Below are 23832 nucleotides of genomic sequence, written 5' to 3'. Positions count from 1 at the left end.
ACGTGGACGCTAGGAGAATCGATTCGATGAAAATGTGCTGGACGCTCGGTATCGCGGCCCTTCTCATGTCGGGCGCAGTCGGCTGCAGCAACACCGGCTCGAACGAGGGCCTCGTCGCCCGCGTCGGAGACTATGAACTGACGGTTGAAGACGTCGCCGAGCTCATGGTCAACGAGGAGCGGCTTCCGGCCCAAGTCACCGTCATCCAGCAAGTCGCCGATCTTTGGATCCAGTACACGCTACTCGGGGCGGCAGTGTCGCTGGATACGGCACTGGGCTCCATCGAGTTCGAGCCATTGGTCCGCCAACAGTTGGATCAGATGATGATCTTCCAGCTCCGCGATTCGGTCGTCCAGATCGACACGGTGATCCCCGATGACGAGCTCCGGGAACTGTATGCTGCGGAGGACCCTGCGCTCGAGATGCGGGCGCGCCACATTCTACTCCAATATCCGTCCAACGCATCCGCCGCGGAACGCGGCGCTGTGCGCAGGGAGCTCCAGAGTATCCGTGACCGGATCGTGCGCGGCGAAGCGTTCGAGTCGCTCGCCGAGCAGTTCAGCCACGATCCAGGCTCGGCGTCTTTCGGTGGGGACCTCGGCTTCTTCGGGCGCGGCGACATGCTGCGTCCCTTCGAGGAGGCCGTACTCGAGCTCGAACCAGGCGAGTTGAGCGGTCTGGTCGAGACGCAGCAGGGTCTTCACCTCATCCGACTCGAGCAACGGCGCATCCAGAACTTCGACGAGATCGCTCCGGGCTTTCGTCAGCGAGTCCTTACGGAGCGGTTCTTGCGAGCCGAATCCACATACATCGCCGACGTCGAAACGCGCGCGGAGGCGGAGCCCGCGGAGGGGGCGCTCGCGGTGCTGCGAGAGCTCGCGCGCAACCCGGGCACTAGGCTGAGTGGCCGAGCCCGACGCCGCCCGGTCTTCGAGTATGCTGGTGGAGAGCTCACTGTGGGTGAGGTCCAGCTCGTGGTGCAAAGCCAGACGGCCGAATTCCGGGATCAAGTCGTCGCCGGGGACGAGGAGCAGCTCGACCGATTCCTGCGCGGCATGGTCCAGCGCAAAGTGCTCGCGGCGGAGGCGGAGGCGGCAGGGTTCGGGGTCCCGGCAGAGCGCGTCGATTCGATGATCGACGACGCCCGGGCGCAACTCCGCGGTGCCGCCGAGGTGCTGGGGTTGGTATCGCCCGATCGTGCGCCGGGAGAGGAGCTGGAACGGGCCGTTGCGCGCGCTGTCCTGGAGGCCGTAGGCAAAGTGCTGACAGGTGCGACCGAGATGATCCAGCTCGGAGGGATCGAATTCCAGCTCGGGGAAGGCTCGTCCGCGGCGGTCTTCGACCGGGGCGTGGGCGAGGCGATCCTCCGGATCGCGCAACTGCGAATGAACCGTAGTCCATCCTTGTTGGAAGAGGCTGCGGATACCTCGAGGAAACCCTAAGTCCACATCGGTTTACGACGGACCATGCCGAAAAAAGTGATTCCCTACCTTCTGGGGCTGGCTCTCCTTCCAGGGCCCGCCGAAGCGCAGACTTCGACCAACGACGACATCGTAGACCGCGTCGTCGCGGTTGTCGGCGACTCCGTCGTCCTCCAGACCCAGGTAATGGAGGCGGTCCAGCGCGTCCTGATGATGCAGGGCCTCTCGGACCTGGAGCCCGGGCCCGAGCTCGAGAAGCTGATGAGTGAAATGCTCGACCAGCTCGTGAGCACCGTTTTGATCTCTCAGGAGGCGGCACGCGACTCGCTCATCATCGTGGACGACGATCTCATCGAGGAGCGCGTGAGCGAGGAGGTCAACCGGGTGATCCAGGAGGTGGGGGGGCAGTCTGCGCTCCAGCAAATACTTGCCGGCCAGGGCCTCACTCTCGCCGAATACCGAGACATGCGCCGCAGCGACATTCGCGTCGAGCAGGTGCAGCAGATGTTCATACAGTCGCGGCTTCGCAACGCGCCGCCGATCGAGTTGACGGAGGACGAGTTGCTCGCCGCTTTCCAGGCGTCGAGGGGACAGCTCGACCAGCGCCCGAAGACGGTGACCTTCGATCAAGTGGTGATGATGCCGACGCCGTCCGACGCCTCGGTCGACAGCGCGCGGACGCAGCTCGAAGGGCTGCTCACCCAGATCCGAGAGGGAGCGGACTTCGCCGAATTGGCCACGGAGCACTCTGACGATCCCGGCACGGCCGCGAACGGTGGCGACCTCGGATGGTTCCGGCGAGGTGGCATGGTCAAAGAATTCGAAGAGGCGGCGTTCGCGCTATTCGACGGACAGGTGAGCGGTATCGTCGAAACGCAGTATGGACTCCATATCATCAAGGTCGAGCGGTCCCGGGCGGGCGAGCGAAGAGCTCGCCACATCCTGCTCATTCCACAAGTGACCGAGACCGACCTCCAGCGCATGCGTGACATTGCGGCGGAGGTGCTCGCACAGCTGCAGAGCGGCGGCGACATCGATCCATTGGTCGCACAGTACGCCGATCCCGAGGCTCCCGATTCGGTGACGATTGATTTCGATCAGATCACGTCTCTACCACCCGGCTACGAGGCAATCGCTACTGCGTCGGCCGGCGACGTAATCGGTCCGATCGAGTACGATACCGGTCAAGGGACCAAGCGGATTTCGGTGCTCAAGGTGACCGACGTGCGAGAGGCCGGGGCGTACACTTTCGAGGACCTCAGAAGTCAGCTCGCGGATCGACTGCGACAACAGAAGCAGGTTGCGAGGATCATCGAAGACTTACGCGCCAAGACGCACATCGACATCCGGCGTTAGCGCGCAGGGGATGCGCACTCGCATCGCGGTCACACTCGGAGATCCCCGGGGCATCGGGCCGGAAGTGGCCTTCCAGGCGGTTGCGGAAGAGGCGCCCCCAGACGTTGAGATCACTTTCTTCGGAAGCGATACGCTCCGGCCCCAACTCCCCATGGGTTGCGACTTCGAGTCCGTAGGCACCTTCGACGGAAGTGAGGAGAGCGCCGGGAGCGTTTCGGCGCTCGCGATCCAACGCGCGGTCGAGCGAGCGATGGGGGGAGAGTATCGGGCGATAGTGACGGCGCCGGTCTCCAAGCCGGCGCTGCGCGCCGCAGGGCGCGACGTTCCGGGACAAACCGAGCTGCTGCAGCAGCTCACCGGGTGCCGGCGTGTAGGCATGCTGATGGCCGCTGAAAGGACCCGGCTCGGGCCGCCGCTTCGGGTTCTGCTCGCCACCACGCACCACGCGCTGCGGGACGTGCCTAAGCTGGTCACAGAGGACCTGCTGGCCGGGCAGGCGCTTCTGCTTTCCGCGGCGCTTCGGCGGGACTGGGGTATCGCCGAGCCCCGGCTCGCACTGTGCGCGCTCAACCCCCACGCATCCGACGGGGGCCTATTCGGGGACGAGGAAACCCGAGTCTTCGAGCCCGCCGTCCGCCGCGCTGCCTCGGCCGGCGTCGACCTCTCCGGCCCGCTTCCCGCCGACACCGTCTTTCAGCGAGCATTGGCCGGACACTTCGACGCGATCATCGCTCCGTATCATGACGTGGGAATGGCGGCCTTCAAGACAGTATCGTTCGGTAGCGGCGTCAACGTGACGCTCGGGCTCCCCTTCATCCGCACTTCCCCGGACCACGGCACCGCCTTCGACATCGCGGGCACGGGGCGTGCGGACCCATCGTCCATGCGTGAAGCACTCCGCCTCGCGCAACAACTCGCGTCCGCGCGCTTTGACACAGATTCTGCCGATGTCTAACCTTTCGTCCCGGGACTACGCTTCCTCTGCCAGCCTTCTCGAAGCCACGATCCGGTGATCAAGCTCACGAACGTATGCAAAGAGTATGCGAAGGGTCGCTTTGCGCTTCACGACGTCTCGCTCCACGTGAAAAAGGGCGAGTTCGCGTTCCTCACCGGACACTCCGGGTCGGGAAAGTCCACGACGATGCGGCTGGCGCATATGGCCGATCGCCCCACCAGCGGGGAAGTACGGGTCACCGGGTACTCCTCTGACCGCATCACCCGACGAGCGCTCTGGAAGATCCGGCGTCGCGTCGGGTTCGTCTTCCAGGACTTCCGGCTCCTTCCGGGTCGTACGGCTCTGGAGAACATCTCGTTCGTGCTGGAGGTGACCGGAACCCCACGAAAGGACATCGTGCCTCGCGCACAGCGACTTCTGACGCAGGTCGGGCTCGCTCCGAAAGCCAGCGCGCTCGTGAACGAGCTCTCCGGTGGAGAGCAGCAGCGCGTCGCGATCGCGCGGGCTTTGGCCAACAGTCCGTACGTACTGCTCGCGGATGAGCCGACGGGGAACTTGGACGACCGTGCGACACGCGGGGTGATGGACCTCTTCTGGGATGTCAACGCGAACGGCATGGCAGTGCTCATGGCGACGCACGACCTGGAGCTCGTGCGCCGCTACCCGCGTGCGCGTGTACTCGAGCTGGACAACGGCCGGCTCGTTTACGACTCGGCCGCCGCCTAGGGGCAGCCGCATGTACGCGCTACGAGAGGCACTTTCGGCGTTTCGGCGCGCCCCCGTGCTCACGGGCCTCGCCTCGGCCATGGTCGGCCTCGCGCTCTTCGTTGTCGGACTCTTCGGACTCGCGACCTACAACCTCCAGCTCGCGTTGAGCGCGATCGAGGATCGCGTACAGATCGCGGTGTATCTGCGCGACGACGCGAGGCAGAGTGAGATCGACCTCGCTCAGGCCGAGTTGGGTGACATCCCCGAGGTGCGAACGGTGCGCTTTATCTCGAAGAGACAGGCTCTCGAGCGCGCCCGCGAGGAGTTGCCGGAATTCCGCGAGCTGTTCAGCGATCTCGATGTCAACCCGCTGCCCCAGTCGCTGGAGGTGGAGCTACTCCCCGGGCAGCGCAGCCAGGAAGTGGTGGAAAAGATCTCGACGGCCGCCATGCGATACCCGTTCGTGGAGGACGCCCGGTACGGCCGTGAGTGGGTGGACCGGCTCTTCGCGCTGCGACGCATCGCGGCCGCGACCACCGTCGCGCTGGGTTCGGCGTTCGCCCTGGTCGCCGCCCTCATCATCGGAACCGCGCTGCGCATCGCGATCTTTGCCCGCCGGGAGGAGATCTACGTTATGCGTCTCGTCGGGGCCACGAACGGCTTCATCCGCGGACCGTTCCTGCTCGAGGGTGCCATCGCAGGACTCATCGGTGGTGGCCTCGCGTGGCTGATGACCTGGGGTACGTACTGGGGCGCGCACGCCTTCCTCCAATTCGAGGTTGCCTGGATCCCACCGACGTGGATCTTCGCGGGGCTCGCCACGGGCGCGGTCTTCGGCGCTATCGCGAGTACGCTCGCGATCGGCCGGCACCTCCGGGAGGTGTGAGCGTGCGCTGCGTTCGAACCGTCCTCGGCGGTTTCGTTGCGGTCGGTGCCCTCGCATTCATGGCGGGGGGCCTCGCGGGGCAGACCGACCTACGCCGCGAGATCCTCGAGAGCCAGCGCCGGCTCGAGCAGATCCGTGCCGAGCGTGCGAGGCTCGAGGGCGAGATCGGCGACGTACGGAACCGGGTGAGGGACGCGTCGGAAGATCTCGTCAATGTTGAGCGTCGACTCTCCGCGTCGCGCTCGGTGGTAGCAGAGATCCAGTTTCAGTCGGACGCGGTCACCCAGTCGATCCAGGAGACTACGCGTGAGCTCGTGCAGGCGCGCGAGCGGCTCGCGGAAAGAGAAGCCGTGCTGAACCGACGCCTGCGAGACATCTACAAGATGGGGCCATTGCACACCGTCGGGGTTCTCCTGAGCGCGTCTTCTTTCACTGATCTGCTCAACAGGTACCGCTACTTGCAGCGAATCGCATCGTTCGACCGCTCGTTGGTCAACCGAATTGAAACGATCGAGAACGAGCTCGCGGACCGCGATGACGACTTACGGCAGCGCATGGCTGAGCTCGGGAGCCTCCGACAAAACCGGCTCTCAGAGGTCGCCCAGTTGCGCTCTGTCGAGTCCGAGCGTCAGACAGCCCTCACCGAGTTCCGCAGCCGTGAGCGACGCACGGCGAGCCGGCTCGATCAGGTCGACGCCGATGAAGTTCGCATGACCCGACTCATCGGCGATCTGGAGATCCGACGCCGCGAGATAGAAACACGCGCCCTATCGGCAAGTGCGGATGCTTCACTCTCGCCTGATGATGCAGGCTCACTGGACTGGCCACTCGACGGCGATCTGATCTATCGCTTCGGCCGTGAGCGACGCCCGAACGGGACTGTCCTGCGGTGGAACGGGATCGGGATCGCCGCTTCGCCGGGGACCCCGGTCAAGGCGGTACGGTCCGGAACCGTCGTGCTCGCGGGTCCCTTCGAAGGGTACGGGCCGACCGTGGTGTTGAGCCATGGAAATGGCTTCTACACACTGTATCTGTATCTGGAAGAGATCGGGGTGGTTGAGGGGCGCACCGTCGCAATCGGGCAGGTCGTGGGGACCGTGGGCGGGACCGATACGCCCGAGGGTCCGCACATCGAGTTCCAGGTCCGCGCGCCCGTGAGCGGTGGCCCTCCGCACGCTCAGGATCCGTTGAAGTGGCTGACTGCTCGAGGGAACGAGTGAAGCTTCATCCAGTCGTTGGACACCAGGATGTGCTTCAGGTGCTCGCTCGGGCGCACGCCCGGGACTCCTTGCCGTCCACGCTGCTCCTTCACGGACCGAAGGGAGTAGGCAAACAGCGCGTCGCGCTGTGGCTGGCCCAACTCCTCGTGTGTGAGGCGCCCTCAGCGCACGGGCCGTGCCAGGCGTGCCGAAGCTGCCGTATGGCGCTCCGCATCGAACACCCCGACCTGCACTGGTACTTCCCGCTCGCCCGCCCCAAGGGCGTGAGTGGGGAGCGTCTGGCCGGGGCCCTCGAGGACGCCCGAGTGAAGGCTCTGGCCGAGCGGCGCTCCGCGCCTCTTCGCTCGAGCTACTACGACGAGTTGCGAGGGCTCTACCTCGGTGTGGTGCAAAGCATCCGCAGCCGCGCGTATCTGCGCCCGACCATGGCGAACGGTCAGATTTTCATTGTCGGGGATGCCGAGCTGCTCGTCCCTCAGGAGTCGAGTCCGGAGGCCGCCAACGCGCTGCTCAAGCTGCTCGAAGAACCCCCCGGAGCGTCCCGATTCATCCTGACGTCGAGTGAGCCAGGCCGCCTCCTGTCGACGATCCGGTCCCGGGCCGTACCACTCCATCTCCCACCTCCGACCACCGATGAGGTCGAGGCGTTTCTGATCGACAGCGCTTCAGCGGAGCCGGACGTGGCGGCCTGGGCCGCTACGCTCTCCCGGGGCGCGATCGGACGTGCCCTAGGCTTCCTGCCTGACGGAGACGAGAAAGGCCCTCTAGAGGCCCTGAGGCGCAAAGCTTACCTGCTCGTGGACGCGGCTCTCTCGGAAGGTTCGGCCGCCGGCTACTCGGCTGCGCTCTCGTACTCGCCCGCAGGTGCAAGGAAGCTCATGGACCTCTTTGCGTTCGTCGAAGAGTGGCTCAGGGATCTCGGCGCGGTCGCATCTGGTGCCGGCGACGCCGTCTTCAACCACGACGCCCGCTCGCGCCTGGAGGAGATCGTGAGCCGCTCCAGCATCGCCGCCAGCGACCTGACGCTCGCAATCTCCGCTGTCGAGGAAGCGAGGGAGCTCGCTCGTGGGAACGTGAACCCGCAACTGGTGATCAGCGGCCTGATCCGGAGTATTCAGTGTCGGGTGCAGCGCCGGCGTCCCCTGGAGCTCACTCCATGAGCGACGGCAGCGAGGGGCTGACGCATCTGGACGAAGAAGGCCGCGCGCGCATGGTCGACGTTTCCCAGAAGGCGGTGACGGACCGCCGTGCGACTGCGACCGGACATATCGTCATGGACGCGGCTACACTCGCACGGATCGTGGCGGGGGACGTCCCGAAAGGCAGCGTCGCCCAGGTGGCTGAGCTCGCGGGGGTGCTCGCGGGCAAGAAGACCGCGGAGCTGATCCCGCTCTGCCACCAGCTGCCCGGGGCAAGCATCACGGTTCGCCTCGAGCCCGACGAGCGGCTGCCGGGTATCGTCGCGTATGCCGAAGCGACTGTTGCGGGGCAGACAGGCGTCGAGATGGAGGCGCTGACCGCGGTCAGCGTGGCCCTGCTCACTGTCTACGACATGGTGAAAGCGGTCGATCGGGGCATGCAGATCGGGGGGATTGGTCTGGTGAGCAAAGAGGGCGGCGCCTCTGGCAGTTGGCGCAGGGAGTCGGGGGAGTCGGGGGAGTAGCCCGAGGCTACCTCAGCTCGCCGGTGCCGAACCTCTGCGCACGCTCGGCGACACCGGTACCGTGATCAACGCCCCGATGCGCATCCGCCTTGGCCGAATGAGAGGATTGGCGGCTCGAAGATCCGCGAGAGGGATGCCGTACTCACGCGCGATGTAGCCCAGCGTCTCACCGGCCGACACCTCATGCTCGACGAAGCTCACGCGCTCACCGAGGGGAATGCGGGCGTAGTTCAGGTGAAAGGTCAGACCCTTCCCGGGCGGCACTCTCACCAGCACTTGCCGGCCCGGAGGCGTCATGCCCCGTACGTACTCGGGGTTGAGCCGTGCGATCTCGCTCTCCGTGCTCTCCGAGGCGCGCGCGACAACGTCGAGCGTGGTCGCATCGGGGATCATCACCTGTTCGAAGTCGAAGCCGCCGGTCTCAACCACTCGATACCCGTAGGACGCGGGTGAGCCTGCCACCACGATCGCCCCGAGCAGCTTCGGCACGAAGTCCTGCGTCTCCTTGGGGAGATACCGCCGTAGCACCCAGTAGAGGCTATCCGAGCGTGGAGCGAGTGGGGCATACCGTTCGAGGACTCGCTCGACACGTCCGGGGCCCGCGTTGTACGCGGCCAGCGCGAGGAACCAAGAGCCGAAGTCCTGACGCAAGGTCGCGAGGAAGCGCACCGCGGCCGTCGTCGACTTGTATGGATCGCGGCGTTCATCGACGAGACGGGTGATCTGCATGCCGTAGCCGCGCGCGGTGGGCTCCATGAACTGCCAGAGGCCGGCAGCGCTCGCGACGCTCACCGCGTCAGGGCTGTAGCCGCTCTCGATCAGGGGTAGGTAGCGGAGCGACGGCGGCAGGTCGTGAGCGGCGAGCGCGGAATCCACGGTTTCCTCGAACCACGCCATGCGCTCGAGGTAGCGCGGGAACCAGCGCGACGACTTCGTCCGCCAGAACTCGATCCACTCATCGATCTCCGCGCGGAACGCCGGGTTTCGCAACATCGGAGAAGTGAGGATCTCGTCGTCGAGTCCCGTCAGATCGGGCGGGACGAGGAAGTCGGTCACCGGCAGCGTCCGCAGGACCGGCGCCTCGGCGACGATGACCGGCTCATCAGGCGGGGCGGGCGGCTCCACTAGGACTAGGACTAGGGGCGCTCCCCCGACGCAACCACCCGCTACGCCCCCGACGAGACATGCGAGCAGACCGATACCGAAACCGCCGTTCCGCTTCATGGAGTCAAGCTATGCCACAAAGGCGGAATGAGGCCAGACGACGTCTACATGTGGTAGTTCGGCGCTTCCCGCGTGATCGTCACGTCGTGGGGATGTGACTCACGTAGGCCGCCCGCGGTGATGCGGTTGAAGCGAGCCGTTCGCAACTCTTCCAGCGACGCGGCTCCGCAGTATCCCATCCCGCTGCGGAGGCCGCCGACGAGCTGGTAGATCGTGTCCGAGACGGGCCCCTTGTACGGTACCCGTGCCTCGATGCCCTCGGGGACCAGCTTGGCCGCGCTGCCTTCGCCCTCCTGGAAGTAGCGGTCCGCGGAGCCCTCTTCCATCGCGGACAGCGAGCCCATCCCCCGCACCGTCTTGAAGCGGCGACCCTCGAGCAAAAAGCTCTCCCCCGGCGACTCGTCCGTGCCGGCGAACATCGAGCCCATCATCACCGAACGTGCCCCGGCCGCCAGCGCTTTCACGATGTCGCCCGAGTACCGGATCCCCCCGTCCGCGATGATCGGTACCGATCCCTCCACGCCGTCTACCACGTCCATGATCGCGGTGAGCTGCGGAAGACCTACGCCGGTCACTACGCGCGTGGTGCAGATCGAGCCGGGACCGACGCCCACCTTCACGGCGTCGACGCCTCGCTCGATCAAGGCCTGAGCACCCTCCACAGTCCCGACGTTTCCGCCCACGAGCTGAGTGTCGGGGAAGCGCTCGCGGACGCGAGACACGGCCTCCAGGACGCCCTGGGAGTGTCCATGAGCCGTATCGACCACGATGAGGTCGGCGCCCGCATCGACAAGCAGGGCGGCGCGCTCCAGGTCAGCCTTCGAGGCGCCGACGGCCGCGCCCACCCGTAGGCGGCCGTGCTCGTCCTTGCAGGCGTCCGGATACTGCCGGCGCTTGAAGATATCCTTGACGGTGATGAGGCCCTTCAGGTGCCCCGCCTCGTCGACCACCGGGAGCTTCTCGATGCGATGCTCGTGCAGGATCGCCTGAGCCTGGTCGAGCGTCGTCCCCACTGGGACGGTCACGAGATCCTTGCGCGTCATCACATCCTGGATCGACCTGCCCAGGTCGGTCTCGAACTGAAGGTCACGGTTGGTGATGATCCCGACGAGCCGACCTCCTTTCTCCACGATCGGCACACCACTGATCGAGAAGCGCGCCATGAGTTCGTGGGCGTCCTGAAGAGTCGCATCGCGCATGAGCGTGATCGGATTCAGGATCATCCCACTCTCCGAACGCTTCACCCGGTCGACTTCCGCCGCCTGCTGCTCTGGCGGCATGTTCTTGTGGATGATCCCGATGCCGCCTTCTCGCGCCATCTGGATCGCCATCTTGGATTCCGTGACCGTGTCCATCGCGGCAGAGAGCAGCGGGATCTTGAGGGCGATTTCCCGAGTCACCAGCGAGGACAGGTCGGTGTCCTTGGGATGCACGAGAGCGTGCCCCGGGACCAGGAGAACATCGTCGAACGTCAGCGCTTCCGTTGCGATCCGGGCTCGCTGGCCCGATCCGTCAGCCATCGCTCGTAGACGTGGAAGCTTCTTCGGCACCCTTCCCGACGCTCTGACGAGCCTTGTCGGGATCGGCTTCGATCTGCTCAGCCCCGTCGTCGTCCTCAGGCGTCGAGTCGAGAACCTGATTGAGCTCGGCGAGCACTCTCCTGCCGGCCGATGAGACTCCGGACAGTACGCGGTCGGCGGCCGAGATCAATTGGAACGCCTCGCGTATCGTGTTCGGGCTGACTGCCTTTTTCCTGAGCTTGTCCTCGAGCCCCTCGGCGAACTTCTGGAGACCTGAAGCCTCCACGGCCTCGGCCTCGGCGTACTTGGCCTCCAGGAACTCGATGTAGTCGAGGACCTGATAGATCTGCTCGTCCGGGAGAGATTCGATCGTGCGCATGAGGCGCTGGCGAAGAACGTCGTGCATGGCTCATAAGTTACATGCGCCCTGGCCACGAGCCCACCTTGCTTCCGTTTCGAATCCGGATAACGTCCTGCATGTCCTTCCTTCCCCTGCGTCCCGTGCCGGTCGCCGACGGTGCCGACGCCCTTTATCAGGAGTGGCTGAGCTGGCTTGGCGAAGAGCTCGGGCGTCCCGATTGCGACCGGAACGAGCTCGTTCGCACGGTCCTGACGGACATCTACTTCCCCGAGCTGGCGCTTCGGGATGCGTCGACCCTGACCCGTACCGCCCAGGTCACGCTCGCGCAGATGGATCCGAGGAATGTCACGTTGGAGCCCGAGTACTATCAGGAGATCGACCTCGAGAAATACGCCCCGAGGAAGCCCCTGCTGTGGTTCTGGGAGATGTTCGATCGCAGCGCGTTGGGCGAGAACATCGAACTGGGGATCCACTTTCGGCGCATGCTCGCGCACCACGTGTTCGCGAGTTGCGGGAAGAACTTCAAGGCATTTACCCACGTCCGCGTGTCGTTCGGCTACAATCTCAACGTGGGAGACGACGTGGTGATCCACCGCCACGTCCTTCTCGACGATCGGGGCGGCATCGACATCGGAAACGGCTCTTCGGTGTCGGACTTCGCCAATGTGTACTCCCACTCCCACGATATCGTGGACGGCCGCATCGTCTATATGCGCAAGACGGTCATCGGCAACGCGGTGCGCATCACGTACCACGCGACGATTCTCGCGGGCACCCACGTCGCCGACGACTCGATGATCGGCGCAGGGTCCATGCTTACGCGCAGCACCGAGCCGCACTGGGTCTACGTCGGCGTGCCGGCCCACAAGGTGAAGGAGAAGCCCGGTGACGAGCGCGCGCAGAAAGCGCCGCCCACGCTCGACCCGATGGCTGACCCGGAATAGGGCGAGCAGCCTGTGACAGAAGTGTTCACGACCAGCTTTCCAGCGGGTATACGTATGTCTCATACCGTGATATACGTAGACTGTTGAGTTCTTCTACGGGGCTGCTGCTCAAGACGCACACTCCCCCGATCTTGATCAGCGCGGTCCCGCCCGGCACGAGACCTCCTCCCTCAGCCGTGTGGTCGCCCGCTGGACCATGGCAGCGCCCCGGGTGCGGGGGCACCCATGCTGATCGAGCCTTCGATCTATCCGGATGCAGTGCTCCGAGATGTCCTGCTCGCGGAAGCGAGCTGGTCGTGCGCGAATTCGACAGCCTGAGGCGCTTCTGGCTCTGACATCATGGGCACCGAGGGCCTGTCCACGATTCCGCGAAGGGACGGTATGCTCCTCGGCGAGACCTGGGAGCGCGGCGAAGCGTCACCCAATTGGGCATTCCGACGTCCCGCACGTCCACGCATCGTTCAAGCGCAGCCCATAGAGATCGGAATGTATATCCACACAGACAACTACTTGATATCCGACTGATCTCATTTTAGATTCCTATAAGGACAGTTAGTGATATCTCCGTTACGGCGTGTCCGGCAAATGGCGAAGCGAAAGACGAGCATCGAGATCGATGTGGCGCTCCTCGACAAGGTCCGAAGCGCGCTGGGAACGTCGACCATCAGAGAGACCGTCGAAGAGGCGTTCCTCGAGGTTCTGCGAGGCCGGGCTCGCCGGGACGAGGTGGATGCGTTGGCACGGATGCGCGGGATGGATCTCGATGACCCCGAGGTGATGACGGGGGCGTGGCGCACATGACTGCCCGCTACATGGTGGACAAGAGCGCCCTCGAGCGCATGCCGCTCGGGCCGGTTCGCGAGCGCCTGGGTCCCATCATCGACGCGGGAGCAGCCGCCACCTGCTCGATCATCGATCTGGAAGTGCTCTTCAGCGCGCGAAGCCACGAGGACTATCGCACGATCCGAGAACGGCGACGGCTCGCCTATGCTCAGATCCCGCTGACCCAGGACATCTTCGAGCGCACGGTCACGGTTCAGGCGAAGCTCGCCGAGACGGGCCAGCATCGGCTGCCAATCCCCGATCTCATCATCGCCGCATGCGCCGAGGCGAACGAGCTCACGGTGCTCCACTACGATGCCGACTTCGACCGCATAGCAGCCGTCACTGGCCAGCCCGTCGAATGGGTCGTACCTCGGGGAAGTGTCTGACCGACGACCCCTGGGCGAAGACTCCGGGCCCCGCGCCTAGTGCGTGACCCCGTAGATGAAGTAGTTCACGCCGATCCTGAAGGCTTCGTTGGTCGGGTCGATCGGATACCAGCCCTCGGCAGCCCACTCCCCCGGATCGCCGACGTCGGCTCCCGCGTTGGCGATCGCGAACAGCCGCTTGTCATCCTAGATCAGGCCTAGATCTCCAGCATCTTCCCAGCGGGCATACGTATATCCCACACCGTGATATACGTAGACTGTTGAAACCTGATACGGGGCTGCTGCTCAAGACGCACGCTCCCCCGATCTTGATCAGCGCGGTCCCGCCCGGACGAGACCTTCTCCCTCGGCCGTGAGGTCGCCCGCCGGAGCATGGCAGCGCCCCGAGTTCGGGGGCAAGCTCCGCGATGGCGACCCCGGCTCAGACACCCACGGCATGCCCTCGTGGCAGAGATCCGGCGGGTTCAGCTCCTCTTGGTCGTGGCTGGTCTCGCGAGTGTCGGGAGTCATGAGTTCCCTTTTTGTCCGCTCGTGGGGTACTATGAAAACGAACTGCATCACAGCAATCGAGGAGTCCCGCTGCCAGCACGATCTGACGCGCTCCGGCTGCCGGACCGCCTTCGGCGGTACTTTTGGGAGACGATGCCGACCGTCTGTCGTGGCACGAGAACCGTCACACGATCCTCCGAAAGCTCCTGGAAGACGGGGGGTGGGACGCCGTTCGGTGGCTGCGCGCGAATGTGAGCGATGATGAGCCCTCGCCCCAGCAGCGAGTGCTTCGGCAGCTTGGGTCGCTCACCACTGAGCGCGGTTTCACAGGCCTTCGGGAGATCGACGCCGCCACGATCTTACTCCTCGTCCTCCTCGTGCATCTCCTGTAGACGCGCCACCACGGCGGGATCGGCAAGCGTCGTCGTGTCCCCGACCGTTCGACCCTCCGCGATGTCGCGGAGGAGGCGACGCATGATCTTGCCGGACCGAGTCTTCGGAAGATCCGCCGTGAAGACGACGATTTCGGGCTTCGCGATCGCTCCGATCTTCTTGCCGACGTGGTCGCGGACCTCGCTGAGTAGCTCGTCGGTGCCGTCGTACCCATGCTTGAGCGTCACGAACGCGGCGATCGACTGGCCCTTGATGTCGTGACTCTTGCCGACCACTGCCGCTTCAGCGACAGCCGGGTGATCGACCAGCGCGCTCTCGACCTCCATCGTCCCAATCCGGTGCCCCGCGACGTTGAGCACATCGTCCACACGCCCGAGAATCCAGAAAAACCCGTCGTCATCCCGTTTCGCGCCATCGCCGGGGAAGTAGATCCCGTCCCACTTCGACCAATACGTCTCTTGGTAACGCTGGTCGTCCCCCCAAATCGTTCGCAGCATCGACGGCCACGGAGATGTGATCGCGAGGTAGCCCGCCGGAATCTCGTCGCCGGCCTCTGACTTGATCGTCGCCTCGATTCCGGGAAACGGGAGCGTCGCGGTCCCGGGCTTGGTCTGCGTCACACCAGGTAGCGGCGTGATCATGATCGCGCCGGTCTCGGTCTGCCACCACGTGTCGACGATGGGACACGACTTCCCCCCGACGACTTCGTGGTACCACATCCACGCTTCGGGGTTGATTGGCTCACCGACGGTTCCGAGCAGCCGAAGCTTGGAAAGGTCGTACTTCCCAGGCCAGTGATCGCCCCACTTCATGAAGGCGCGGATCGCGGTCGGCGCGGTATAGAAGACCGTGACGCCATACTTCTCACAGATCTGCCAGAGTCGACCCCAGTCCGGCGTGTCCGGAGAACCCTCGTACATCATCACGCGCGCTCCGTTCGCGAGTGGCCCGTATACGATGTAGCTGTGGCCCGTGACCCAGCCCACGTCTGCGGTGCACCAATAGACGTCGTCATCCTGGAGGTCGAAGACGACCTTGGTCGTGGCGGCCACCTGGGTCAGATATCCACCGGTCGTGTGCACGACCCCCTTCGGCGTTCCGGTCGTGCCGGAGGTGTAGAGAATGAAGAGGATGTCCTCAGCATCCATCGACTCGGCCGGGCAATCGCTCGAGGCAGAAGCAGTCAAGTCATGATACCAGTGGTCACGACCCGCCTGCATCGCCGCATCGACCTGCTCGCTGAGCGCCCCGCCCCGCCGAACCACGACCACGTTCTGGACCGTGGGCGACGACTCGAGCGCAACGTCCGCATTGGCCTTGAGCGGTACGATCGCGCCTCGCCGCCAGCCACCGTCGGCGGTGATGAGCACCTTGGCCTGGGCGTCGTTGTTGCGGTCAGCCAGGGACTCGGGGCTGAAGCCACCGAATACGACCGAGTGGATCGCCCCAATGCGTGCGCACGCGAGCATTGCGACTGCCGCCTCGGGAATCATCGGAAGGTAGATCGTGACTCGATCCCCCTTGCCCACGCCGAGCCCCTTCAAGGCGTTCGCGAATCTGCTCACCTCCTCGTGTAGCTCCGAGTACGTGAACGTGCGCGCATCTCCTGGCTCGCCTTCCCAGATCAACGCCGTTTGATGCGCCCGGGGGCCGCCCAGGTGCCTGTCCAAGCAGTTGTGGGCGACGTTGAGCTTGCCCCCCAGGAACCACTTGGCATGTGGTGGCGTCCACTCGAGCACCGTGTGCCACGGCTCGAACCAATCGAGTTGCTCGGCCCAGCTCGCCCAGTACGCCTCACGGTCGGACGCAGCCCGCTCGTAGATCTCGCCGTCTCGCACCACGGCGCGGGCAACGAACTCCTCCGTGGGCGGGAAACGGCGATCTTCGGTGAGAAGAGCGTCGAGCGCGCCAGAATCGTTGCTCATTGAGGTCCTCGCAGTCGCTGATAGGCTCGGATGGTGAGGCTTGCCAGAAAAGTGGGCTGATCAATCTGCACGCTTCAAACCACGTAGCAAAGCGACCGATTCGTGGCCTTCCACCCGGACCGCCCGATCAGTAGCTTATCAAGAATCATTCTTGATACGAGTGTGTGGTGGGTAGCTACTGCGATCCGTACGAAGACCGATACGAGGAACGCTGGCGTAGGAGCGCGCTGTCCACGCTCACGTGTGGCGTTGCCTGGCTCGGGGGCTTCGCCTTGGCATCCCTCGGCATGTCCGAGGCCTCGCTGACCCTCCTGCTCCTCGCATACGCCTCCGGCGGGTGGGAGGCCAGTGGACGGGCTTTCACTGCGCTCCGTAAAGCCACGCTCGACGTAGACGTGCTGATGCTGCTGGCAGCAGCTGGTGCGGGCGTCGTCGGCCACTGGTTTGAAGGCGCGGCCCTGCTCTTCTTGTTCTCCCTCGGGAACTCGCTGGAGAACTACGCGTTCGGCCGTACGAGGCGCTCAATCCGAGCGCTCATGGAGCTGCGGCCCGACGAGGCGAGCCGCGTCGAGGACGGGCAAGCGCATGCGGTCCCGCTCGACTCGCTGGTCCGTGGCGACATCGTACGCGTTCAGCCAGGCGAGCGTATCCCGGTCGATGGCGAAGTCGTGGACGGCCGGTCCCACGTGGACGAATCCACGCTGACGGGCGAACCCATACCGGTTTCCAAGGAGGTCGGGTCTCCGGTATACGCCGGCAGCCTCAACGCTTCGGGTTCCCTGGATGTGCGCATGACCAGCGCGGCGGACGATACCACTCTGGCACGTGTCATCCGGCTCGTGGAGAGCGCACGGGAGACACGTGCCCCGACGCAAAGCTGGATCGAGGCCGTCGAGAGCCGCTACGCGGCAGGCGTCATTGGCGCCTCCGTGGTGGCCGTGCTGCTGCCGTGGCTGCTACTCGGGTGGACGTTCGACGACGCCTTCTACCGTGCCATGACGCTACTTGTCGTGGCGTCCCCCTGTGCGCTGGTGATCTCGATTCCGGCCACGATCGTCGCGGCAGTGTCGAACGGAGCGCGACACGGCGTGCTCTTCAAGGGCGGAGCATCGCTCGATGCCCTCTCCGATATACGCGTGGTCGCGTTCGACAAGACCGGAACGCTCACGGTGGGCCGGCCTGAGTTGGTCGGCGTCGCCTGGCTGGGTGCCGCCCACGCGACTGTCGGTCCACGCTCACAGGGCGCAGGGACTGACACTGCATCCGACGAAGACCAACTGTTGAGATTGGTCGCCGCCACCGAGTCACGTTCTGAGCACCCGCTCGCCGGTGCGCTCGTACGCGCCGCGCTCGAGCGGGGCCTCGACGTGCCCGAGCCCGAGTCGTTCCAATCCACTCCGGGACAGGGGGTCGAGGCTGTGGTCGAGGGAACTCGCGTGCGAGTGGGGCGGCGTTCGTGGGTGACGGCCGCAAGCGACGCTCCCATTCCTGCGGGACTCCTGGAGGCGATCGCTGAGGACCGGTCCCCGGGCACGACGCCGGTGTACGTGAGCCTCGACGGACATGTCGACGCTGCGCTGGAGATTGCCGACATGGCCCGCCCCGGGCTTCAGCACGCGCTTGCGCGCCTCCGTGAGCAAGGTGTCCGGCACTTCGCGATGCTCACGGGGGACGACCGGCGCACCGCGGAAGCGATCTCTTCGGACCTCGACATCGATGAGGTCTACGCAGAGCTCCTCCCCGATGGAAAGACCGAGGTCCTGGAGAGGCTGAGAGAGCAGCATGGTCCGGTCGCCATGGTCGGGGACGGCGTGAACGACGCCCCGGCGCTCGCCGTTGCTGATGTCGGGATCGCGCTCGGTGCGGCTGGCACGGACGTCGCCCTGGAGACTGCCGACGTGGTGGTCATGGGAGACGACCTCGACCAGATCGGTCACGCCTTTCAGCTCAGTCGGAGGGCCCGCCGGATCGTGCGCCAAAACCTGGTTTTCTCCGTGGGAGTCATGGTAGGCCTGGTCGCGCTCGCGCTGGCCGGTCAAATAGGCCTCACCGCCGGAGTCATCGCACACGAAGGGAGCACGATCATCGTTGTCTTCAACGGTCTTAGATTGCTCGCCGACGGGAGCGGCGGATGAGGCCCCTACCCTTCTTCCGGGGGCATCAGTCCCCGCAGGGCGTCCGCCCCCAGCAAGAGCTCGAAGGCCCGCACGGTACTCTGGGCGAGCTCCGCCACGGCAAAGTGGCCGGCACCGATGGTAGCACGTGGGAACCGCAGCTTGAACCGAACCTGGGCCTCCGCCGCCGCGGGATCATCTCCCGCTTCGCGCAGGCGGAGCCGAAGCGACAAGGGCGTGCGATGCCCCTCGGGGAGCGACGCCTCACTCAACTCGCCCAGGACTCCCAGGGAAGTCTGCACGCGACCCAATTCCTGGAGGTCGAGCAGGTCGACCACGAGCGCCATGTTCCCCATGAGCCCTCGACTCGTCTCGTCGAGATACACGTCGATACTCACGTCTTGCGGTCCCGCGTCGAGATGGAAGAAGAGGTACGCGCTGCGGGTCGACTCTCCGTCCCACCGACCCTCGAACTGATGGCTGGTGGTCTTCTGGAGTCCGGACAGCTCCCATCCGGCCGTCAGGACGCCTTCCCGGACCGCCTCGATGAGCGGCTCGAGCGTAAGAATGGGATCCGCGGGAAAATCAGTCACGACCGGTTGACACCCTTCCGGAAAGCTGGGTAACATATGCCCATGCACGATCCATCAAGCGAGCTACGTTTACGAAGAGCCCTCGAGGGCAGCGGTCACCGCTTCACGGAGCAACGGGCTGCTGTGTACCGGTATCTGGCCGATACGGATGTGCATCCCACCGCAGACGACGTGCATCTCGCGGTACGCCAGGACCTCATCGGAATCTCGCTCGCGACCGTGTACAAGAGTCTCGAAACCCTCGTCGGCTGCGGGCTGGCGGTCAAGCTCACGTACGGCGACGGCCCGGCCCGATACGACGGTCGAACCGACCCACATCATCACGCACGCTGTCTTGTCTGCGGGCGGGTCGTCGACATCCATGGCAAGATCGCCGACTCCGAAATCGAGGGTCTACAGGCGCGGACCGCGGGCTTCACGGTCACCGGGTTCCGTCTCGAGCTCTCCGGCTACTGCGCGACATGCGTGCCCGAGGGCGGGCCCGACCGCGTCCGTGCCTAGAAGGCCCCACTGCCTCTCGAGCATCCCTGGCCCGGTGTGAGGTCACTGCACCTGCGCCTGCTGTTGGGAGGACTTCTCGTCGCCGCTCTCACGGCCACGCAGCGCTCCGAGGCGCAGGAAGTCTCTCGACTCCGGTCGGACCTCACCGAGGCGCTGGAGACGTACCGCTGGCCGGACGTGCAGTGGGGTGTGCTCGTGGTCTCCCTGGACCAGGGCGACACGCTCTTCTCGGTCGAGCCGAATGCGGCGCTCGTGCCAGCCTCCAACCTGAAACTGCTCACCACGGCCGCGGCGCTCCGACGGCTAGGCGCTGACTTCCGCTTCCAGACCTATCTGTTGACGGACGGCGTCGTGAGCCACGGGGTGCTGCACGGTGACCTGGTACTCTACGGGACCGGCGACCCGGGCATCTCCGACCGCTTCTTCTCCCAGAAGGACGAGGTCTTCCAGTTGCTGGTCGATCAGCTCGAGCAACTCGGTATCACGTCCGTCACCGGTCGGCTGATAGCGGACGCGTCGCATCTGCCGGGTCCGCTGCGTCCGACCGGATGGGATCCGGCCGACCTGAACGATCACTTTGCGGGCGCCGTCTCAGCGCTCTCGTACAACGAGAACGTCGTGTCGTTCAGGGTCGTTGCCGGCGCCCGGAGCGGGGTGCGACCCGAGGTCCACACCGTGCCGGACCACGCCGGCCTAGACGTCGTGAACAACGCGCTGACCGTGGCAGGTCGGGCGAGCCCGCGGCTCGCCATTCTGCGCGAAAACCCGCTTGATCCCATCAGGATCGAGGGTCGTGTCACGCGCGGGGCTCGAGACGTTTGGCGTCAGATGACGGTGTCCTCCCCACCGCACTTCGCGGCATCAGCGCTGCGAGCCGTGCTCGTGGAGCGCGGAATCCGAGTCCAAGGGGGAATCCATGTCGTGGAGACGCCCGCCAACTCGATCGTCGGGCGTGTCACGGCCCCGAGGACGCAGGGTCGCAACCGAACCCGGATCCTCGCTAAGCACGTCTCCGCGCCCCTGCGCGTGTACCTCGCCGTAGTCAACAAGAGAAGCAACAACCTGTACGCTGAACTGCTCTTCCGCACCGTGGGCCGTATCGTCGAGGGTCGCGGCAGTCCGGCGGCGAGCGCCAGAGCCGTCCTCGATGCTGTCGCTGAGCTCGGGGTTCCGATCGCGGATCTGGTGCTCCTGGACGGATCTGGACTCTCAGCCGGGAGTCGCGTAACGGCTGGTGCGTTCGTGGCCCTCATCGCGGGAATGGCCGAGACCGAGCAGTGGCCGGTGTATTGGGCGTCGCTTCCGGTCGCCGGGCAACGGAGGGAGCTCGGCCGCATGTACCGCACGGCAGCCGCCGGCAATCTGCGTGCGAAGACAGGCACGATCGAGGGTGTGTCGGCGCTCACTGGCATGGTACGATCCCGAGATCAGGAACGTCTCGCGTTCTCGATTCTCTCCAACGGGACACCCTCGACCACGCGGGCAAAGCGTGTCGAGAACATCATCGGCGCCCGCCTCGCCCAATTCGCACGAGCGCCGGGCCGGGCTCCCCTCGTCACCGTCGCTGAAGCGGCGCCTGCCACAGGGGAGAACGGGGACGAAGGGGACGACGGCAGATACCGGGTACGTCGCGGCGAGAGCCTCAGCGTGATCGCCCAACGCCACGGGCTCACGCTCGACGCGATGCTTCGAGCCAACCCCCGTGTGGAGCCAAACCGCATTTTTGCCGGGCAATGGCTCACGATTCCTCAACCTGGCGGGGGTGGCTAGTAGCCTCACGCTGTACTTCTTCAACAGCCTTCTAGGATCTCCACGACTTGCTCCATCTCTTCGACCGTGTTGTAGAAGTGCGGCGCGAAGCGAATCGCGCCGTCGCGCACGGAGAATACGACCCGCTCCCGTCGCAGGGCGGCGGCGACCGCGCTGGTGTCCCCGGGGAAGAAGGAGATGATGCCGGCGCGCTTCGCTGGCTCCGAAGGCGTCCACAGGCGCACGTCGGATCTCGCCAAAGCCCACTCGATCAACGGCTCTTGCACGCGGAAGATGTGGTCACGTATGGACTCGACCCCCATCTCGAGCAGAATCTCAACCGACCGGGCGAGCCCGAGGTAGTCCTGGACGCCCAGGGTGGCCGGCTCGAACTTGCGGGCGTTCCTTCGCCACTCCTGTCGGTACTCCCGCGTGTCCAAGACCTCCGGGGATCCCTGCAGCGCCAGCCAGGAGGCGATGGGAGGCTCGAAGCGACCCAGCAGCTCCTCGCGGATCCATGCAAAGCCTGAGCCCCACGGAGCGCACAGCCACTTCTGGCCACCCGCCGAGACGATGTCTGCGTGAACGTCATGAACCCGAAACGGTGCCGCACCGAGGCCCTGAATCGCATCGACGCAGAACAGCACATCGTGTGCCTTGCAAGCGGCTCCGAGGCGGGCCAGGTCTGCTCGATACCCGGACGCGAACTGCACCATCGATACCGAAAGAGCCCGGACTCCCTGCCGCGCTACGGCAGCGAGAAGCGCGGATTCGTCCGGCCAAGCATCTGAGCCACAAGGCACTACGACGATGCGGAAGCCGAGCCGCTCCAGCGACTTCCACGGCAGTACGTTGGCGGGAAACTCACCAGCGCTGACTACGACATCGCCCGGTGGTCCGCTTCCCGCCAACGCGGCTGCCAGGCTCATGCCAAACGTAGTGTTCGGTACGAGCGCGATCTCATTCGTTGACGCGCCGATCAGTTCGGCGAGCGCTGACCGGCACCGGCGCTGAGCGGCACCCAGTTCCCGCTCCTCGAAGCCATGCGTGCGATTCCGACGGAGCGTGAGCTCGGCCGACTCCTGCGCCGAGGAGTCCGGGACCAATCCCCAGCTCGCGCAGTTGAAGAAGACCCCCTCGGATGGCCGGGCGTACTCGCGGGCGCGGACCCGCGCGATGGTTTCGGTCACGACCCCCGCACGGGAGTCACGCCGGGGGCAGCGCGGTATCCCGCCCGACGGCCGACCTGAGCCTCTTACGCAGTTCCACGATCGACATCGTCATGAGAGTCCGGCGTGCCGTGCGCTCTGAGTTCCAACGGACGTCGACCAAGGAATTCTCCTCACCGGCGTCGTTCGTGAGAACCAGATAGAACCGGCCCTTGTAGTCCGCGCCAGCCTCTTCACGGACGGACGCGGTCCAGGTCCGGTCTCCCGCGTCTGAGAAGTCTCGCATCGTTCTCTCGCTTCAGATCCAACCGACGTCACTACGCGACGAACAAAGTTGACGGCTGGTCGCGTCCGAAGCCACACGTCCCGAGGAATGCGTCCAACACCGGCTTGAGACCTCCAGCCTCCCGGATCCCCATCGGCGTCGACCCCGTGTAGTTCCGCAGAGCGCGTCGAAACGCCGCTCCGCTGGAATACTCCAGTTGCCGGGACACGCTCTCGCCGGTCCGACCGGGGTCTCCGAGCCAACGGCCCGCGTGCAGGAGCTTGGCCCACACGAGCAGGTGACCCGCGGAGGGAAGTCCTCTCGCCTTCAACCGAACGGACAAGTGAGCCCGTGTGACCCCGGCACGCGCCGCCAACTCGCCGGTCGTCCAGCCGAGCTGAGCACCCCGCAGCGCGAGGCGCACTGCCAAGGTCTCGCTGGCCGGCAGATGGGGGCTCACAGCGCGGGTTACCAGAGCCTCGGTGCTCAGGCCGAAGCCGATGCGTATCGCCCTTGCGACCCCCGAATGCAACTCGTCGAGGTGTGTCAGAACGAGGTTTTGAAGTCCCACGCGTCCCAGCCGAAAAAGACCCCACGGATCGGTGCCGGAGCGCGCCACGAGCACGAGCCAAAGACTGGGAAAGCGAACAGTGAACTCCTCGACGGCAGCCTCTAGGCCTACGTCCCCGGGAACCAGCTCGGCGTCGAGCACCACCCCCGTCACCGGTCTCTCCGCAGCAAGCCACATCAACCGGACCCACGAAGTCGCACGGACGAGCGCGTGATCCGTCCAGACCGCGTTGGACACAGCGCGGCTGACCTCGAAATCCCTGGTGAGAACCGCAAGAAAGGACATGATCTTCGAAAAAGACATACCAGGACGCTTAAGAGATGTTAACGCGGGGTGTTGGTCAAACGTAGGCTTGTGAAGGTGGATGGCCCAATCTCGTCTCGAGAGGAACCAGATTATGAAGACCCTACTTCGCTCGTTGCTCGTGCTGACGCTCACCGTGAGCATAGGCGCGTGCACGTCTACGATTCTCGGACCGCAGGACGTTGAGCAGCACGGTCCGGACGCCGGCAGCCACGGTCCGGACGCTGGCAGCCACGGTCCGGACGCTGGCAGCCACGGTCCGGACGCCGGCAGCTAAGCCGAGTCGAACAG

The 23832-nt window shown here is 65.2% G+C and carries 23 protein-coding genes; 15 read left to right on the top strand and 8 right to left on the bottom strand.

The genetic code is table 11. The annotated features are described in order from the left end of the window. Nucleotides 1-26 precede the first annotated feature (26 nt). The 8 genes from IIB36_10735 to moaC are packed head-to-tail and all read left to right on the top strand — an operon-like array spanning nt 27 to nt 8209. Entirely contained in the window at nt 27-1442 is a 1416-nt protein-coding gene (locus tag IIB36_10735; protein ID MCH7532215.1) for a peptidyl-prolyl cis-trans isomerase, read from the top strand. A 24-nt stretch (nt 1443-1466) separates the two neighbouring features. Then, nucleotides 1467-2777, top strand: a complete 1311-nt coding sequence (locus IIB36_10730) for a peptidylprolyl isomerase (protein ID MCH7532214.1) — start codon at nt 1467-1469, stop codon at nt 2775-2777. A 10-nt stretch (nt 2778-2787) separates the two neighbouring features. Then, entirely contained in the window at nt 2788-3732 is a 945-nt protein-coding gene (pdxA, locus tag IIB36_10725; protein ID MCH7532213.1) for a 4-hydroxythreonine-4-phosphate dehydrogenase PdxA, read from the top strand. A 54-nt stretch (nt 3733-3786) separates the two neighbouring features. After that, the gene (gene ftsE, locus IIB36_10720; protein ID MCH7532212.1) at nt 3787-4458 is read left to right on the top strand and encodes a cell division ATP-binding protein FtsE; all 672 of its coding nucleotides are present in this window, start codon (nt 3787-3789) and stop codon (nt 4456-4458) included. Nucleotides 4459-4468: 10 nt separating this feature from the next. Continuing rightward, nucleotides 4469-5326 carry an ABC transporter permease gene (locus IIB36_10715; GenBank protein MCH7532211.1) on the top strand — a complete coding sequence of 286 codons (858 nt, stop codon included), beginning with the start codon at nt 4469-4471 and terminating at the stop codon, nt 5324-5326. 2 nt (nt 5327-5328) lie between these two features. After that, nucleotides 5329-6546, top strand: a complete 1218-nt coding sequence (locus tag IIB36_10710; protein MCH7532210.1) for a peptidoglycan DD-metalloendopeptidase family protein — start codon at nt 5329-5331, stop codon at nt 6544-6546. After that, nucleotides 6543-7706, top strand: coding sequence for a hypothetical protein (locus tag IIB36_10705; GenBank protein MCH7532209.1), 1164 nt, complete (start codon nt 6543-6545; stop codon nt 7704-7706). The genes IIB36_10710 and IIB36_10705 overlap by 4 nt, the downstream gene beginning before the upstream one ends. Continuing rightward, on the top strand, nt 7703-8209 hold the full coding sequence (gene moaC, locus IIB36_10700) for a cyclic pyranopterin monophosphate synthase MoaC (protein MCH7532208.1): 507 nt from the start codon (nt 7703-7705) through the stop codon (nt 8207-8209). The genes IIB36_10705 and moaC overlap by 4 nt, the downstream gene beginning before the upstream one ends. 12 nt (nt 8210-8221) lie before the next feature. Here the strand turns inward: moaC and IIB36_10695 are convergent, their stop codons facing one another. The 3 genes from IIB36_10695 to IIB36_10685 are packed head-to-tail and all read right to left on the bottom strand — an operon-like array spanning nt 8222 to nt 11359. Continuing rightward, nucleotides 8222-9433 carry a transglycosylase SLT domain-containing protein gene (locus IIB36_10695; GenBank protein ID MCH7532207.1) on the bottom strand — a complete coding sequence of 404 codons (1212 nt, stop codon included), beginning with the start codon at nt 9431-9433 and terminating at the stop codon, nt 8222-8224. A gap of 44 nt (nt 9434-9477) precedes the next feature. Then, on the bottom strand, nt 9478-10953 hold the full coding sequence (gene guaB / locus IIB36_10690; GenBank protein MCH7532206.1) for an IMP dehydrogenase: 1476 nt from the start codon (nt 10951-10953) through the stop codon (nt 9478-9480). Next, on the bottom strand, nt 10946-11359 hold the full coding sequence (locus IIB36_10685) for a DUF2281 domain-containing protein (protein MCH7532205.1): 414 nt from the start codon (nt 11357-11359) through the stop codon (nt 10946-10948). The genes guaB and IIB36_10685 overlap by 8 nt, the downstream gene beginning before the upstream one ends. A gap of 71 nt (nt 11360-11430) precedes the next feature. Here IIB36_10685 and IIB36_10680 point away from each other — a divergent pair, with 71 nt between their 5' ends. The 3 genes from IIB36_10680 to IIB36_10670 all read left to right on the top strand — a co-directional run bounded on the left by IIB36_10680 (nt 11431) and on the right by IIB36_10670 (nt 13469). Next, a complete protein-coding gene (locus IIB36_10680) occupies nt 11431-12258 on the top strand; it encodes an acyltransferase (protein MCH7532204.1) in 828 nt (275 codons plus the stop codon). A gap of 585 nt (nt 12259-12843) precedes the next feature. Then, complete coding sequence (locus IIB36_10675) at nt 12844-13059, top strand: hypothetical protein (protein MCH7532203.1); 216 nt, start codon at nt 12844-12846, stop codon at nt 13057-13059. Next, nucleotides 13056-13469, top strand: coding sequence for a PIN domain nuclease (locus tag IIB36_10670; protein MCH7532202.1), 414 nt, complete (start codon nt 13056-13058; stop codon nt 13467-13469). The genes IIB36_10675 and IIB36_10670 overlap by 4 nt, the downstream gene beginning before the upstream one ends. A gap of 848 nt (nt 13470-14317) precedes the next feature. Here IIB36_10670 and acs read toward each other — a convergent pair. Further along, nucleotides 14318-16276, bottom strand: a complete 1959-nt coding sequence (gene acs, locus IIB36_10665; GenBank protein ID MCH7532201.1) for an acetate--CoA ligase — start codon at nt 16274-16276, stop codon at nt 14318-14320. 167 nt (nt 16277-16443) lie between these two features. Here acs and IIB36_10660 point away from each other — a divergent pair, with 167 nt between their 5' ends. Further along, a complete protein-coding gene (locus tag IIB36_10660; protein ID MCH7532200.1) occupies nt 16444-18411 on the top strand; it encodes a heavy metal translocating P-type ATPase in 1968 nt (655 codons plus the stop codon). A gap of 5 nt (nt 18412-18416) precedes the next feature. Here the strand turns inward: IIB36_10660 and IIB36_10655 are convergent, their stop codons facing one another. Next, a complete protein-coding gene (locus tag IIB36_10655; protein ID MCH7532199.1) occupies nt 18417-18983 on the bottom strand; it encodes a hypothetical protein in 567 nt (188 codons plus the stop codon). 42 nt (nt 18984-19025) lie between these two features. Here IIB36_10655 and IIB36_10650 point away from each other — a divergent pair, with 42 nt between their 5' ends. Together IIB36_10650 and dacB are read left to right on the top strand one after the other, a co-directional pair. Then, nucleotides 19026-19484: a transcriptional repressor gene (locus IIB36_10650; protein MCH7532198.1), complete on the top strand. Its 459-nt coding sequence runs from the start codon at nt 19026-19028 to the stop codon at nt 19482-19484. Nucleotides 19485-19520: 36 nt separating this feature from the next. Next, nucleotides 19521-21254 carry a D-alanyl-D-alanine carboxypeptidase/D-alanyl-D-alanine-endopeptidase gene (dacB, locus tag IIB36_10645; protein ID MCH7532197.1) on the top strand — a complete coding sequence of 578 codons (1734 nt, stop codon included), beginning with the start codon at nt 19521-19523 and terminating at the stop codon, nt 21252-21254. A gap of 20 nt (nt 21255-21274) precedes the next feature. On the opposite strand, the gene IIB36_10640 is transcribed toward dacB, so the two are convergent. The 3 genes from IIB36_10640 to IIB36_10630 are packed head-to-tail and all read right to left on the bottom strand — an operon-like array spanning nt 21275 to nt 23541. Next, complete coding sequence (locus tag IIB36_10640; protein MCH7532196.1) at nt 21275-22423, bottom strand: aminotransferase class V-fold PLP-dependent enzyme; 1149 nt, start codon at nt 22421-22423, stop codon at nt 21275-21277. 16 nt (nt 22424-22439) lie between these two features. After that, nucleotides 22440-22688, bottom strand: coding sequence for a hypothetical protein (locus IIB36_10635; GenBank protein MCH7532195.1), 249 nt, complete (start codon nt 22686-22688; stop codon nt 22440-22442). Nucleotides 22689-22719: 31 nt separating this feature from the next. Beyond that, a complete protein-coding gene (locus IIB36_10630) occupies nt 22720-23541 on the bottom strand; it encodes a helix-turn-helix transcriptional regulator (GenBank protein MCH7532194.1) in 822 nt (273 codons plus the stop codon). A 94-nt stretch (nt 23542-23635) separates the two neighbouring features. On the opposite strand from IIB36_10630, the gene IIB36_10625 reads away from it, so the two are divergent. Further along, the gene (locus tag IIB36_10625) at nt 23636-23818 is read left to right on the top strand and encodes a hypothetical protein (GenBank protein ID MCH7532193.1); all 183 of its coding nucleotides are present in this window, start codon (nt 23636-23638) and stop codon (nt 23816-23818) included. Nucleotides 23819-23832 lie beyond the last annotated feature (14 nt).

The sequence above is a fragment of the Gemmatimonadota bacterium genome (genome assembly GCA_022560615.1).
Classification (GTDB): Bacteria; Gemmatimonadota; Gemmatimonadetes; order Longimicrobiales; family Gaopeijiaceae; genus UBA1138.
The sequence above is the reverse complement of the archived record's forward strand: the minus strand, read 5'-3'. Positions and strand labels throughout refer to the sequence as shown.

What these genes read in the sequence shown, in the direction of transcription:
- guaB (MCH7532206.1), bottom strand. Translation starts at nt 10,953, where the DNA reads ATGGCTGACGGATCGGGCCAGCGAGCCCGGATCGCAACGGAAGCGCTG.
- IIB36_10715 (MCH7532211.1), top strand. Translation starts at nt 4,469, where the DNA reads ATGTACGCGCTACGAGAGGCACTTTCGGCGTTTCGGCGCGCCCCCGTG.
- IIB36_10675 (MCH7532203.1), top strand. Translation starts at nt 12,844, where the DNA reads ATGGCGAAGCGAAAGACGAGCATCGAGATCGATGTGGCGCTCCTCGAC.
- IIB36_10685 (MCH7532205.1), bottom strand. Translation starts at nt 11,359, where the DNA reads ATGCACGACGTTCTTCGCCAGCGCCTCATGCGCACGATCGAATCTCTC.
- IIB36_10625 (MCH7532193.1), top strand. Translation starts at nt 23,636, where the DNA reads ATGAAGACCCTACTTCGCTCGTTGCTCGTGCTGACGCTCACCGTGAGC.
- IIB36_10630 (MCH7532194.1), bottom strand. Translation starts at nt 23,541, where the DNA reads ATGTCTTTTTCGAAGATCATGTCCTTTCTTGCGGTTCTCACCAGGGAT.
- IIB36_10650 (MCH7532198.1), top strand. Translation starts at nt 19,026, where the DNA reads ATGCACGATCCATCAAGCGAGCTACGTTTACGAAGAGCCCTCGAGGGC.
- moaC (MCH7532208.1), top strand. Translation starts at nt 7,703, where the DNA reads ATGAGCGACGGCAGCGAGGGGCTGACGCATCTGGACGAAGAAGGCCGC.
- IIB36_10730 (MCH7532214.1), top strand. Translation starts at nt 1,467, where the DNA reads ATGCCGAAAAAAGTGATTCCCTACCTTCTGGGGCTGGCTCTCCTTCCA.
- IIB36_10635 (MCH7532195.1), bottom strand. Translation starts at nt 22,688, where the DNA reads ATGCGAGACTTCTCAGACGCGGGAGACCGGACCTGGACCGCGTCCGTC.
- pdxA (MCH7532213.1), top strand. Translation starts at nt 2,788, where the DNA reads ATGCGCACTCGCATCGCGGTCACACTCGGAGATCCCCGGGGCATCGGG.
- IIB36_10680 (MCH7532204.1), top strand. Translation starts at nt 11,431, where the DNA reads ATGTCCTTCCTTCCCCTGCGTCCCGTGCCGGTCGCCGACGGTGCCGAC.
- IIB36_10670 (MCH7532202.1), top strand. Translation starts at nt 13,056, where the DNA reads ATGACTGCCCGCTACATGGTGGACAAGAGCGCCCTCGAGCGCATGCCG.
- IIB36_10735 (MCH7532215.1), top strand. Translation starts at nt 27, where the DNA reads ATGAAAATGTGCTGGACGCTCGGTATCGCGGCCCTTCTCATGTCGGGC.
- acs (MCH7532201.1), bottom strand. Translation starts at nt 16,276, where the DNA reads ATGAGCAACGATTCTGGCGCGCTCGACGCTCTTCTCACCGAAGATCGC.
- IIB36_10695 (MCH7532207.1), bottom strand. Translation starts at nt 9,433, where the DNA reads ATGAAGCGGAACGGCGGTTTCGGTATCGGTCTGCTCGCATGTCTCGTC.